Origin of the sequence: Pseudomonas sp. MF6755, from assembly GCF_016405635.1 — a bacterium.
Taxonomy (GTDB): Bacteria; Pseudomonadota; Gammaproteobacteria; order Pseudomonadales; family Pseudomonadaceae; genus Aquipseudomonas; species Aquipseudomonas haemolytica.
This window is the reverse complement of record NZ_JAEKDA010000015.1, coordinates 187316-200045: the sequence shown is the minus strand read 5'-3', so window position 1 is coordinate 200045 and position 12730 is coordinate 187316. Positions and strand designations below refer to the sequence as shown.

The following is a 12730-nucleotide window of genomic DNA, read 5'->3' as shown; positions in this document are numbered from 1 at the left end:
CGCAGGACGCCGCTTGCGCGGACCTGCGCGACACAATTTAAGGGGTCAGCCGAGCGAGCAGCCTGTGGCTTCCACTGGCGGGAACGACTGGCCGGCGCTGAGCACTTTAGCCAGGTCGTCCTTGTCGGCCATGTCGCCGCTGGCCTTGCCGACCAGCAGGTAGTAATCCTTGATCACCTGATGGTCGCCGGCACGGATCGACTCCTTGCCGGTCGGGCCTTCGTAGCTCAAGCCTTGCATGGCCTTGGCCACGGTCGCGCCGTCGAAACTGCCGGTGGCGATGATGGTCTCGAGCATGACCTTGGTGCTGATGTAGTCGGCGGCCAGCGGGTAGGTGGGGTTGATGCCGTATTTGGCCTGGGTCAGCTTGACCAGTTCACGGTTGAGCGGGGTGTCGACCTGGTGCCAGTACTGCGCGCCGAGGTATACGCCTTCGAGTACATCGCTGCCCAGTTCCTGGAACTGATCGAGGCCGGCTGACCACACCAGCAGCACCTTCATGCGCTCCTTGATGCCGAAATTCACGGCCTGGCGCAGGGTGTTGGACGACTGGCTGCCAAAGTTGAGCAGCACCAGCACATCGGGCTTGGTGGAAATGGCGTTGGTCAGGTAGCCGGAGAATTCCTGTTCCTGCAGCGAGTGGTAGCTGTTGCCGACGTGTTCCAGGCCGTGCTCCTTGAGCACGTTCTTGGCACCTTCGAGCAAGGCTTCGCCAAACACGTATTGCGGCGTGATGGTGTACCAGCGCTTGGCGTCCGGCAGCAGCTTGATCAGCGGCACCATGGTTTCGCGGATCGCGCCGTAGGTGGGCACTGACCAGCGGAAGGTCGCCTTGTTGCAGTCTTTGCCTGTGACTTCATCGGCGCCCACCGGGGTCATGAACACGCCGCCAACCTTGTCGACTTCCTTGGCCACCGCCAGTGCCGACGAAGACAAGGTGCAACCCTGGAAGAACCGTGCGCCGTCCTGCGCAATGGCTTCCTGCACCTTGCGCACCGCCTTGCCGGCATTGCCTTCGGTATCGATGACCTTGTAGTTCAGCGGGCGCCCGAGCAATTCGGGGTGCTGGTCTACCGCCAGGCGCGAACCCATGTCGGCAAATTTGCCATAGCTGGCAAAGGCGCCAGACATGGACTTGAGGCCGTAAAAGGTAAAGGGCTCGGCGGCGAATGCCGAACGCACGCTCAGCGGCAAGCTGAGGGCGGCGGCCGCGGTGAGGCTGGCTTTCAATAACGTACGACGCTGCATGGGGTGACTCCCTGGTTTAGTTATTGGCAGGAGCGGCAAGGGCGATACGGTGGAGCAAGGGCCTGTGGGCAGGCCTGTTATTGAATTGAGTGAAACGGTCTAACGGTCGCAACTGGGTCGAAATGTGGGAGCGGGCTTGCTCGCGAATGCGGTAGGTCAGCCACGCATGCAGTGACTGATACACCGCATTCGCGAGCAAGTCGAATCGTCGCACCGCCGCTCCCACATTGGTTTTTCGGTGTTCTTATCGATGATCGAACTCCAAAAGGAAATGCGGGCTGACCTGGCCTTCCAGCGCAGTCATGTGGTGTTCGGCATCGCACATATGCTCATGCATCAAACCACGCACGGCACTTTCATCCCCGGCGCGAAACGCGATCAGCAGTTGCTTGTGATAGTCGAGGTTGGCCGCGTCGAACTGTTTGCGTTTGGGCTTGTAGGCTTTTTTCAGCACCACCAGATCGCGCAGCAGGTCATTGAGAAACTGCGCCATAAAGCTCAGCAATGGGTTGGGGCAGGCCCTGGCCAGCAGGTTATGGAACTCCAGTTCCGCCAGGCGCTGTTCGCGCTGGCCGGCTTCGCTGTCTTCGGGGGCGCTGCACAAATCCACGTTGGCTTGCAAGGCGTGATAATCGTCTTCGCTCAAGCGCCCGAGTACCGACACGGCCAGTTCCACTTCAATGACCTTGCGCAGCTGGTACACCTGCTCGCCATCCAGGTGCTGGAAGTGCAGGTAGTTGCGCAAGGCGCGGCTGGCCGGTTCGGTACCGGCCTGGTTCAGATAGGCCCCGCCACTGGGGCCGGTGCGCGTGCTTACCAAGCCCTCGACTTCCAGTGCCTTGAGCGCTTCACGTGCCGAACCCTTGGAGCACTGGAAGCTTTCCATCAGTTCGCGTTCGGTGGGCAGGCGGTCGCCGGGCTTCAAGGCGTCGGTGACGATGGAGCGCTTGACCGACTCGACAATTACATCGGAAAGCTTCTGGCGTTTGCGGCGTAACGGGCGAGTCAGCATGGTTTATTTATCGTATTAATGCGGATAAATAGCACTTAATAACGATTGGGCAGGAGCGTCAATGCAGGGTGTCGTTTTCGGTGGCCAGAGGTCGTAAATGTGCTGATTACTCCCAGGCGCCGAGGTCGAGACAGCGCGCGGACGCCGGTGGGTATTTGCCATAGGCGAGAAAATCCCCCAGCCAGCGGCTGACACAGCCGTCGGCGCCCGAGCGCGCTGATTCCTTGAGCAGTAGTTGCTCGAAACCCATGGCGATGGGTTCGCCAGGCCCGGCGTTAATCAGCACCATGCGTGCGACCCGTTCAGGAAACAACGTGCCATAGCGGCTGCCGAGGCGGGTGGCGGCGGCGTTGCCCAGATAGTTGAGGCGCGCCTCGCCGAGTTGCCCGCGTACGAACTCCATGTCCTGCGCAGCCTGTTCGACCGCGCTCTTTTGTTTCAGGTCGCGGGCACTCAGTTCGATGATGTCATAGCGGTCGATCAGCGTGCGATAGGCCCGCGTGGCAAGCGACTCCCAGCGGCTGGCCAGGTGAAGGACGAAAGGCGCGCCCTTGGCCTGTGGTGGCTCGCCGGCCTGGATGAACACCACCCCTTCACGGTTGAGCGGTTGCCGCGCGCCGACGCGGGTCACGGTCAGGCGTATACGGCCGCGCTCGGGGGCAGCATGGTCGCGGGGCACGCTGACCAGGCCGCATTGGGTACGTCCAACTACTTCGGGGTCCAGGTGCGCAGTCGCAGTGAGGGGGCAGTCCAGCAGCCAGTCGATCGCAGTGGGGGCGATCAAGGGTTCGGCTATTGCCAGCTTTGCTATCAGCCAGCAGCCGATGCAGGCCAGGCTTTTTACAAAAACGCTGGGTTTCATCAAGAGATCCCGGGCAGCCGTGTGATAGCGGCTTTTTTACCAAGGATCTTGGGTTGGAAAATGTAAGGCTAGGAAACAGTTCGTGTACGAAATACCAATTTTGTTTATCAGTCCTCGGTGTTCCAGCCCCCCCCTAATGCCTTGTACAGGGCGATGCTGGCTTGCAGGCGCGCTAGGCGCAATTGCACGTTCAAGTCTTGGGCGGCGTACAGGGTGCGCTGGGTTTCCAATACCGTGAGCAGATCTTCAGCGCCGGCTTCGTAGCGGCTTTGCGCAATCTGGAAGGCTGTCTGCGCCTGTTGCAGCTCTTCGGTTTGCCATTGGCGTTGCTGGTCCAGGCGGGTGATGCTGCTGAGGGCTTTTTCCACATCGGCAAAGCCGTTGATGATCGCCCCACGGTAGGTTTGCAGCAGCTCATCCTGGCGCGCCCGGGCCTTGTCGCGCTCGGCGCTTAAACGGCCATTGTTGAAGATCGGTGCGATCAGGCCGGCGGTCAGGGTGTAGTAGGGGCTGCGCAGGAGTTGCGCGGCCTTGTCGGCGTCGGAGCCGAGCGTGGCGCCAAGGGTTACCGCCGGCAACATCGCGGCGCGGGCCACGGTGACATCGGCCTGCGCCGCGGCCAGCTCGGCTTCGGCCTTGGCCAGGTCGGGACGACGGCTCAGCAATTGGCTGGGCACGCCCGGGCCGATAGTTGGCCAGGTGAGCGTCTGGAAGGGCTCGCTGCTCAGGTCGAGGGCCTGCACCGGCTGGCCGAGAAGGGCGGCGAGGGTGATCCGCGACTCTTCAGCCACCTGTTGAATCAGCGGCAGTTGCCGTTGCTGGCTGGCTACCAGGCTTTTCTGTTGGGCCAGTTCCAGGGCGGTGGCAGAGCCTGCGTCGTAGCGGGTCTGCACCAGGTCGAGGACGTTGCGCGCATTGGCCAGGTTGAGTGTGTCGATCTGCTGGCGTTGCTGCGCCGCGAGGGTTTGCGCGTAGCGGTCGGCGACGTTGCTGAGCAGGGTCAGCTCGACGGTGGCCTGGTCCGACTCACTGGCGCGCAGGCTGTAGAGTGCGCTGTCGCGTGCGGCGGCGCGGCCACCCCAGAAATCCACTTCATAGCTGGCGCTGAAGTTGGCGCCGAAATTGTTTACGGCGTCTTTGCTTTGCGACGTATCCAGGTCAGGCCCGCCGTTGCCGCGCAGTAACTTCTGGTGGCGGGTAGTGAGGTTGAATTTAACCTCCGGCAATAGCGGCGCCCCGGCAATCACCGCCGTGGCCTGGGCCTGGCGCACGCGGGCCATGGCGGCGGCGACGTCGAAACTGTCGCGCCGGGCCTGGTCGATCAGGCGGTTCAGCGCCGGGCTGCCAAACTGCGTCCACCAGCGCTGGTTGGTGGCCTGGGTGGTCGCACGCTCGGCGTATTGCCAGGCGGCGGGCGGGGCGATGCCGCTGTCGAGGGCGGGAGGCTTGCCGGCACAGGCACTGAGCAGCAGGCACAGGCTCAGCACTGACAGTTGTGGTGCGATGGATCGTTTATTCACTGGTCAACGCCTTAACCGGATCGAGCCGGGCAGCTTTACGGGCCGGCATGAAGCCGAATACAACACCGGTAACCAGCGCACAACCAAACGCACCGAGCACCGCCACGAGGGAGAACTGCACCGCCACTTCGGCCAGCACCAGCACGCCGCCCACCAGCATCGCCAGGGCGATACCGAACAGGCCGCCGACCACCGAGAGCATCACCGCCTCAGTGAGGAATTGGCGCAGGATGTCGCGCTGGCGCGCCCCGGTGGCCATGCGAATGCCGATTTCACGGGTGCGTTCGCGCACGGTCATCAACATGATGTTCATCACGCCGATACCGCCCACCAGCAGAGAAATCGCGGCGATCGAGCCGAGCATCAGCGACAGGGTATTTTGCGTGCGCGCCTCGGCCTGGATCATCGCTGCGTCGTTGGTCAGGTGGAAGTCGCGTTTGCCGCCGTGCAGCTTTTGCATAAGCTGGCTGATGGCTTGCTCGGCCTCTTGCACCTTGCGCGCATCGGCCGCGGCAATGACGACGTATTCGGGGTTATAGGTGCCGAACAGGCGCACGCTGGCGGCGGTGTAGGGAATGGCGACACGGTCGTCGCTGTCTTGCATGCCGGAGCTGGAGCCTTTTTCCGCCAGCACGCCAATCACCTGGAAGGGCACGTTTTCGATCAGGATGTATTGGCCGATGGGGTCCAACTGGCCTTTGAACAGCTTTTCGCGCACGCGATGACCGATCACCGCCACCGTGGCTCCGGCGCGCTCGTCGGCTTCGGTAAAGTAGCTACCTTCGGCTACAGGCCAGTTGAAGATGTCGGGGAAGTTGGTGTCGTTACCGCCCACATAGGCCATGTAGTCGACGTTGCCGAAGCGCACACCGGCGTAGGTGCCGTTCACCGGCATGATGCGCTTGACCTGGGGCAATGTAGCCAATGCCGCCACATCATTGAGGGTCACGATACCGGGCGGCGTGCGCGGGTTAGGCGAAAAGCCGCTCAGGTAGATGATGTTGGAGCCGAAGGCCGCCATCTGCGCCATGACCTGGCGCTTGCTGCCTTCGCCCACCGCCAGCATCACCACCACCGACGCCACGCCGATGATGATCCCCAGCAGCGTCAATGCGGTGCGAAAGCGGTTGATCCACATCACCCGCCAGGCCGCCTGTACCGCGTCCAGCAGCTCGGCTTTCCAGGCACCATTGTGTTCGGCGCCGTCGGCCAGGCGCTGGCGCAGATCTACGGCTTGCAATGCGTCGCTGTTGGCCGTGACGGGCACGTGGGTGTGACTCAACGCCGAATCGCTGATGATCAGGCCGTCGCTGATCTCGATGATGCGGTTGGCGTGCGCCGCGACTTCGCGGTCGTGGGTAATCAGGATAACCACGTGGCCCTGGCTGGCCAATTCATCCAGCAGCACCATCACTTCGGCGCCGCTGTGGCTGTCGAGGGCGCCGGTGGGTTCGTCGGCAAGGATGATATGCCCGCCGTTCATCAACGCACGGGCAATCGAGACGCGCTGTTGCTGGCCACCGGAGAGCTGGTGAGGGCGGTTGCTGGTGCGGTCGGCCAGGCCCAGGCGGGTCAGCAGAGCCTTGGCGCGGGAATGGCGTTCGGCAGCGCTGATGCCGGAATAGATCGCTGGCATCTCGACGTTTTCCTGGGCCGAGCCGGACGGGATCAGGTGGTAGCCCTGGAACACGAAACCAAAGGCTTCGCGGCGCAGCCAGGCCAGTGCGTCGCTGTCCAGGTGGGCGACGTTTTCCCCGGCGAACAGGTAGTCGCCCACGGTGGGGCGGTCGAGGCAGCCGAGGATGTTCATCAGGGTGGATTTTCCGGAGCCCGAGGCGCCGACGATGGCAACGAATTCTCCTGCATGGATCGACAGATCGATCCCGCGCAATACGTCGACCTGCGGGCTGTCGCCGCCACCGTAGGATTTGCGGATGTTCTTGAGTTCGATCAGTGGCGTGGTCACATCAACCCCCGCTGCTGCCGCTGGCTGGGCCGATCAACAGGTGATCGCCTTCGTCCAGGCCATCCAGCACTTCAACGCGCAGGCGGTCACTGATACCCAAATGTACTTCGCGCTCCTGGATGGCGCCGTTTTTGGTCACGACCCGGGCGATCTGCTTGTCGGTGCCTTGGCTGCCGAGCAGCGCTGCGACCGGGATGGTGAGAGCGTCCTTGACCTGGCTGGCGACGAAAAACACCTGGGTGGTCATTTCGGCCATCAGTGCATTGTCAGTGTTGTCCACATCCAGCAGTACGGTGTACAGCACTACGCGGCCACTCCCGGTTTTGCTCGTGCTGGTGGGGCTGCCACTGCCCTGGCTGGCTTCATTCAGCGGCTTGGGCGGGATCGGCAGGATCTGGCGTACGGTGCTGGTCCAGCGCCGGTTGCCGCCGGCGAGGGTAGTGAAATAGGCGCTCATGCCCGGTTTGACGTGGCTGATATCGGCTTCGGACACTTCGGCCCATACGGTCATCGGCGACAATTTGGCGATGCGCAGGATCAACGGCGTTTGCTGCTGGGCGTTGAGGGTCTGGCCGACCCGTGCATCTACCGCCACTACGGTGCCGCTCATGGGCGCGTAAATCCGCGTATAGCCCAGTTCGGCCTCGTCACTGCGCAGGCTGGCCTGGGCCTGGCGGATCTGCGCCTGGAACATATCGACGCGGGCTTGGGTGGCGCTCAGTTCGGCTTTGGCGGTTTGCACATCTTCTTCACGGGTGGCGTTGCCTGCAGCCAAGCGTTGCTGGCGCTGGTATTTCTGGCGTGCGAGTTCGTGCTGGGCTTTCTGTTCCTGCAACTGCGCCTTGAGGTTTTCAATGGAGTAGCGGCTGGCGTCGAGCTTGGCCTGTTGCGTGGCGGGATCGATTTCCACCAGCAGCTCGCCTTCCTTGACTTGATCACCGGCCTCCACATGGATCTTGCGAATCTGTCCGGACGCCTGGGCACCCACGTCGACGTACCGGCGCGGTTGCAGGGTGCCCAGTGAGGTAACGCTGTTTTCAATGTTGCCGCGGGTTACGGCGACCGTGGGCAGGCTGTCGCGGCCCGACGGCAGCACTTGCCAGGCAGCCACCGCGAGGATGGGGAGCAGGCACGCCACCACAAGCAGGGCGCGTCGGGCAGGTCGAGGGCGTTTCATGTCTTGGTTCCAGCCGGGAGGTGTTGACCGCAGGAGCGGGGAGTTGACAGTTATACGAGAAACTTGCCCGGGGATTTAGGCTGTTACACACGCCGTAACAGCTCGCACGACGAAAAAAACGCAGTGTTGGTGCAAGACTTCTTTAAAAGTAGATGAGAATTACTATAAATTGCACACACTCAAACTGCCATCATCGATGGGCTCGCTCCTACACGGGCTGGCATCGTTAGCACCAAGGCCATGGGGCCAGGAGTCATGTTGGAAAACTACTATCGCGAGCTGGTGTGTTTCCTGAACGCCAAGCTGGGCAACCGTCAGGTGGCCGAAGATGTGGTGCATGACGCTTATGTGCGGGTGCTGGAGCGCTCCAGCGAGACCCCGATCGAACAGCCCCGTGCTTTCTTGTACCGCACCGCCTTGAACCTGGTGATCGACGGCCATCGGCGCAATGCCGTGCGGCAAGCCGAGCCCCTCGACGTGCTGGACAGCGAAGAACGCTTTGCCCCCTGTTCGCCCCACACCAGCCACGATCAGGGCCAGCGCCTGGAGATGCTCGAGCGCGCCCTGGACGAGTTGCCGGCGGCGTGTCGCGACAGCTTCCTGCTGCGCAAACTCGAAGGCCTGTCCCACGTGCAAATCGCCGAACGCCTGAGCATTTCCCGCAGCCTGGTGGAAAAACACATCGTCAACGCGATGAAGCATTGCCGGGTACGCATGCGCGAGTGGGAGGCGCACTGAGCGCCGATTGGTTAAATTTTATTTCACTGTCCTCGTTTCCTATCAACACACGGCCTGTTGTTCAGGCCATGAAGGTATTTCCGCCCCACCGCCAAGGGGCTTATCCAGAGGACACTGGAATGACACAGGCAATTGCTTCGCCCGCGGTTCATGACCTGATCGGGATCGGTTTCGGCCCCTCGAACCTGGCGCTGGCCATCGCCCTGCAGGAGCGCGAAAAGGCCCAGGGCAAGCTGGACGTGCTGTTTCTCGACAAACAAGCCGACTACCGCTGGCACGGCAATACCCTGGTGACCCAGAGCGAGCTGCAGATTTCCTTCCTCAAGGACCTGGTGACCCTGCGCAACCCCACCAGCCCGTACTCCTTCGTCAACTACCTCAAGGCCCACGACCGCCTGGTGGACTTCATCAACCTCGGCACCTTCTACCCGTGCCGCATGGAGTACAACGACTACTTGCGCTGGGTCGCGGGGCAGTTCCAGGCCCAGGCCAACTACGGTGAAGAAGTGCTGGCCATCGAGCCGATCCTGCACCAGCAGCAGGTCGAGGCCTTACGCGTGATTTCCCGCGATGCCCAGGGCGAACAGCATGTGCGCACCACCCGCTCGGTGGTGGTCAGCGCCGGTGGTACGCCGCGCATCCCCGAAGCATTCAAGGCGCTCAAGGGTGACAGCCGGGTGTTCCACCATTCCCACTATCTGGAGCGCATGGCCAGCCAGCCTTGTGTGGACGGCAAGGCCATGCGCATTGCGGTGATCGGCGGCGGCCAGAGCGCGGCCGAAGCGTTCATCGACCTCAATGACAGCTTCCCGTCGGTGCAGGTCGACATGATCCTGCGCGGCTCGGCGCTCAAGCCGGCCGATGACAGCCCATTCGTCAACGAAGTGTTCTCGCCGGCCTTCACTGACCTGGTGTTCCAGCAAGTCGGTGCCGAGCGCGAGCGTCTGGTCGCCGAGTACCAGAACACCAACTATTCGGTGGTGGACCTGGACCTGATCGAGCGTATCTACGGGATTTTCTACCGCCAGAAGGTCTCAGGCATCGCCCGCCAGGCGTTTCGCACCATGACCGTAGTGGAAAAGGCTACCCCCGGCCCGCTGGGCATCGAACTGGCCTTGCGCAACAGCGCCACGGGCGAAACCAGCATCAACCATTACGACGCCGTGATCCTGGCCACCGGTTACGAGCGCCAGATGCACCGCGAACTGTTGGCGCCGCTGCAAGCCTATATGGGCGACTTCGAAGTGGCCCGCGACTACCGCATTGTTACCGATGAGCGTTGCAAAGCCGGCATCTACATCCAGGGCTTCAGCCAGGCCAGTCATGGCTTGAGCGATACCTTGCTGTCGGTGCTGCCGATTCGGGCCGATGAGATAGCGGCGTCGTTGTATGAGAACGATCGAAACCGTGACAAGGCGCGCTCGGTGCAGGACCTGCTGTTGGCCACTGCCAGCTGACCTGTTCCTACAGACGGCACTTGTGACAAAGTGTGGCTATTGGTACTGTACAAAAAACCAGTATCGGTAGCCCGCCATGCAGTTGATCGAAAAACTCAGCATCCTCGCTGACGCCGCCAAGTACGACGCATCCTGCGCCAGCAGTGGCGCGCCCAAGCGCAGCTCCGAGGGCAAGGCGGGGCTGGGTTCCACCGATGGCATGGGCATCTGCCACAGCTACACACCCGACGGCCGCTGCGTGTCGCTGCTCAAGGTATTGCTCACCAACTTCTGCCTCTACGACTGCCAATACTGCGTCAACCGCCGTTCCAGCGACGTGCCGCGTGCGCGCTTCAGCCCGGAAGAGGTGGTAACCCTGACCCTGGATTTCTACAAGCGCAACTGCGTCAGCGGGCTGTTCCTCAGCTCGGGCATCATCCGTTCGGCCGACTACACCATGGAGCAACTGGTGCGGGTGGCCAAACTGCTGCGCGAAGAGCATGACTTCCGCGGCTATATCCACCTCAAGACCATTCCTGAAGCCGACCCGGCCTTGATCGCCGAGGCCGGGCGCTATGCTGATCGCCTGAGCGTGAATATCGAACTGCCCACCGACGCCAGCCTGCAAACCCTGGCGCCGGAGAAGCAGATCGGCTCGATCAAGCAGGCCATGCAGACCATCTACACCGGCGAACAGACGGTGCTCAATGAACCCCGCGCCCCGCGTTTCGCCCCGGCCGGGCAGAGCACGCAAATGATCGTCGGCGCCGACGACACCGATGACAGCACCATCCTCCACGGTGCCGAGGCGTTGTATGGCAACTTCAAGCTGCGCCGTGTGTATTACTCGGCGTTCAGCCCCATTCCCAACAGCCCGAAAAGCGTGCCCCTGGCTGCGCCGCCGTTGATGCGTGAACACCGTTTGTACCAGGCCGATTTTCTGTTGCGCAGCTACGGCTTCAGTGCCAATGAACTGTTTGCAGGCCCCGGTCACCTGGCCTTGGATATCGACCCCAAGCTGGCCTGGGCCCTGGAGCATCGCGAAGTATTCCCCCTGGACCTGAACCGCGCCGAGCCGACCCTGATTGCGCGGATCCCCGGCATCGGCCTGCGCACCACCCAGCGCCTGGTGGACCTGCGCCGCGAACGCAAGATTCGCTTCGAAGACCTCGCACGCATGCGCTGCGTGCTGGCCAAGGCCAAGCCGTTTTTCATCACCAGTGACTACCACCCGCAACAGGCCGACAGCACCAGCGTGCTGCTGCGTGAACAACTGCGCGACCGCCCGCAGCCGCAACAGATGGGGCTGTGGGGATGATCAGCCTGGAATGCGACAACCTGTTCAGCACCTGGCGCGAACAGGCACGCTGGCTGCTCAGCCATCAGGTTGATCCCAGCCAGGTAAGCTGGGGTGAAGTGCAGGCGGCGGACCTGTTTGCCACCGATGAGCCGATCCCGCCTGGGCTGGGTCCGTTTCAAGCGCGGATTCCCAAGGCGTTGCTGGAGCTATTGGCGTCGGCCGCCTGTTACCAGGGTGATCAGCGCTGGAGCCTGTTGTACGAGGTGCTGTGGCGGGTCAGCCATGGTGATCGCACCGCGATGCTGGCGGGGGACAAGCTCGGCAGCGAGTTGCAACGGCGCATCAAACAGGTCAGCCGCGAAGCCCATCACCTGCATGCTTTTGTGCGCTTTATTGCCCTGCCGGCCGAGGCGGGGCCGCAACTGCCGGAGTACGTGGCCTGGCATGAGCCGGCCCACGATATTCTCAAAAGCGCCAGCCAGCATTTTGTCGGGCGCATGGGCCGTCATCGCTGGATGATCGCCACGCCGTTGGACGGGGTGTATTACGACGGCGAGCAGTTGATTCATCAACGCCAGTGCCCCGAGGCCTGGCAGCAACTGGCGCAGACGGTCGAAGATCCCCACAGCGCGATGTGGTTGACCTATTACAGCCACATCTTCAACCCGGCGCGGTTGAACCCCAAGGTGATGGAGGGGCACTTGCCCAGCCGGTTCTGGAAGAATCTGCCGGAGGGCAAGTTGATCCCGGGCTTGATCAGCGAGGCGCGCACGGGCAAGCAGAAGGATGGGCAGGCGAAGATGATTGGGGCGCGGCAAGGTAAGAAAATCTTAAGCGGGCATGGTTAAAAATGTGGGAGGGGGCTTGCTCCCGATAGCGGTGGGTCAGTGACAGATGAGCTGACTGACACACTGCTATCGGGAGCAAGCCCCCTCTCACATTCGATCTTCATTGGATTGGCCAGTGGGGCTCAGGCCAGTTCGGTCGCGGTGTTCTTCACCACCGCCAACTCCGGATGCGCCACCAACTTATCAATGTGCAACTCATCATTGTTCAACCAGGTCTCGGTCAGCACCCGGTAATGCTCCATGTCCCGGCAGCGCATGCGCAGGCTGTAGTCGAACGGCCCGCTGATCAACTGGCATTCGAACACCTGGGGGCAGGCTTTGACGCAGGCTTCGAAGGCCTTTTGCGCCGAGCGCCCGCTTTGGTTGGACAAGGCCACCAGTACCAGCAGCGACAGCCCTGGTGAGACCATCTGTACATCGATGATCGCCCCGTATCCACGAATCACCCCGCGTCGCTCCAACTTGCGCACCCGCTCCAGGCAAGGCCTGGGGGTAAGGTGAACCAGCGACGAGAGCCTTTCGTAGGTGATACGCCCCTGGTGCCGCAGCACGTCAATGATCGCCTCGTCGATGCGATCCAGCGCAGGGGAAGAATGGGGTCCGTTGGCCTTGGTATCCATGAG

At 62.2% G+C, this 12730-nt stretch carries 11 protein-coding genes; 4 read left to right on the top strand and 7 right to left on the bottom strand.

Annotation, left to right across the window (positions count from 1 at the left end; translation table 11 throughout):
- Window positions 1-45: 45 nt before the first annotated feature.
- The 6 genes from JFT66_RS20825 to JFT66_RS20800 all read right to left on the bottom strand — a co-directional run bounded on the left by JFT66_RS20825 (window position 46) and on the right by JFT66_RS20800 (window position 7785).
- On the bottom strand, window positions 46-1248 hold the full coding sequence (locus tag JFT66_RS20825; RefSeq protein WP_153839223.1) for an ABC transporter substrate-binding protein: 1203 nt from the start codon (window positions 1246-1248) through the stop codon (window positions 46-48).
- 244 nt (window positions 1249-1492) lie between these two features.
- On the bottom strand, window positions 1493-2260 hold the full coding sequence (locus tag JFT66_RS20820; protein ID WP_198860004.1) for a FadR/GntR family transcriptional regulator: 768 nt from the start codon (window positions 2258-2260) through the stop codon (window positions 1493-1495).
- Window positions 2261-2366: 106 nt separating this feature from the next.
- Window positions 2367-3122 (bottom strand): alpha/beta fold hydrolase, encoded by a 756-nt coding sequence (locus tag JFT66_RS20815; protein ID WP_034120431.1) that lies wholly within the window; start codon window positions 3120-3122, stop codon window positions 2367-2369.
- Window positions 3123-3229: 107 nt separating this feature from the next.
- Entirely contained in the window at window positions 3230-4642 is a 1413-nt protein-coding gene (locus JFT66_RS20810) for an efflux transporter outer membrane subunit (protein ID WP_198860003.1), read from the bottom strand.
- Window positions 4635-6608 carry a MacB family efflux pump subunit gene (locus JFT66_RS20805; RefSeq protein WP_198860002.1) on the bottom strand — a complete coding sequence of 658 codons (1974 nt, stop codon included), beginning with the start codon at window positions 6606-6608 and terminating at the stop codon, window positions 4635-4637. The genes JFT66_RS20810 and JFT66_RS20805 overlap by 8 nt, the downstream gene beginning before the upstream one ends.
- 1 nt (window position 6609) lies before the next feature.
- Window positions 6610-7785: an efflux RND transporter periplasmic adaptor subunit gene (locus JFT66_RS20800; protein ID WP_034120428.1), complete on the bottom strand. Its 1176-nt coding sequence runs from the start codon at window positions 7783-7785 to the stop codon at window positions 6610-6612.
- 255 nt (window positions 7786-8040) lie between these two features.
- Here JFT66_RS20800 and JFT66_RS20795 point away from each other — a divergent pair, with 255 nt between their 5' ends.
- From JFT66_RS20795 to JFT66_RS20780, 4 genes are all read left to right on the top strand, one after another.
- Entirely contained in the window at window positions 8041-8523 is a 483-nt protein-coding gene (locus tag JFT66_RS20795) for a sigma-70 family RNA polymerase sigma factor (protein ID WP_034120427.1), read from the top strand.
- A 119-nt stretch (window positions 8524-8642) separates the two neighbouring features.
- Complete coding sequence (locus tag JFT66_RS20790) at window positions 8643-9980, top strand: lysine N(6)-hydroxylase/L-ornithine N(5)-oxygenase family protein (RefSeq protein WP_198860001.1); 1338 nt, start codon at window positions 8643-8645, stop codon at window positions 9978-9980.
- 76 nt (window positions 9981-10056) lie between these two features.
- Entirely contained in the window at window positions 10057-11277 is a 1221-nt protein-coding gene (locus JFT66_RS20785) for a putative DNA modification/repair radical SAM protein (RefSeq protein ID WP_034120425.1), read from the top strand.
- Window positions 11274-12107: a TIGR03915 family putative DNA repair protein gene (locus tag JFT66_RS20780; RefSeq protein ID WP_198860000.1), complete on the top strand. Its 834-nt coding sequence runs from the start codon at window positions 11274-11276 to the stop codon at window positions 12105-12107. Before JFT66_RS20785 ends, JFT66_RS20780 begins: the two co-directional genes overlap by 4 nt.
- 122 nt (window positions 12108-12229) lie before the next feature.
- Here JFT66_RS20780 and JFT66_RS20775 read toward each other — a convergent pair whose 3' ends face one another.
- A complete protein-coding gene (locus JFT66_RS20775) occupies window positions 12230-12727 on the bottom strand; it encodes an Lrp/AsnC family transcriptional regulator (RefSeq protein WP_043048767.1) in 498 nt (165 codons plus the stop codon).
- Window positions 12728-12730 lie beyond the last annotated feature (3 nt).

Bases quoted from the DNA above. Each gene is read 5' to 3' on its own strand.
- JFT66_RS20790 (WP_198860001.1), top strand. From the start codon at position 8,643: ATGACACAGGCAATTGCTTCGCCCGCGGTTCATGACCTGATCGGGATC.
- JFT66_RS20825 (WP_153839223.1), bottom strand. From the start codon at position 1,248: ATGCAGCGTCGTACGTTATTGAAAGCCAGCCTCACCGCGGCCGCCGCC.
- JFT66_RS20820 (WP_198860004.1), bottom strand. From the start codon at position 2,260: ATGCTGACTCGCCCGTTACGCCGCAAACGCCAGAAGCTTTCCGATGTA.
- JFT66_RS20775 (WP_043048767.1), bottom strand. From the start codon at position 12,727: ATGGATACCAAGGCCAACGGACCCCATTCTTCCCCTGCGCTGGATCGC.
- JFT66_RS20780 (WP_198860000.1), top strand. From the start codon at position 11,274: ATGATCAGCCTGGAATGCGACAACCTGTTCAGCACCTGGCGCGAACAG.
- JFT66_RS20795 (WP_034120427.1), top strand. From the start codon at position 8,041: ATGTTGGAAAACTACTATCGCGAGCTGGTGTGTTTCCTGAACGCCAAG.
- JFT66_RS20785 (WP_034120425.1), top strand. From the start codon at position 10,057: ATGCAGTTGATCGAAAAACTCAGCATCCTCGCTGACGCCGCCAAGTAC.
- JFT66_RS20815 (WP_034120431.1), bottom strand. From the start codon at position 3,122: ATGAAACCCAGCGTTTTTGTAAAAAGCCTGGCCTGCATCGGCTGCTGG.
- JFT66_RS20800 (WP_034120428.1), bottom strand. From the start codon at position 7,785: ATGAAACGCCCTCGACCTGCCCGACGCGCCCTGCTTGTGGTGGCGTGC.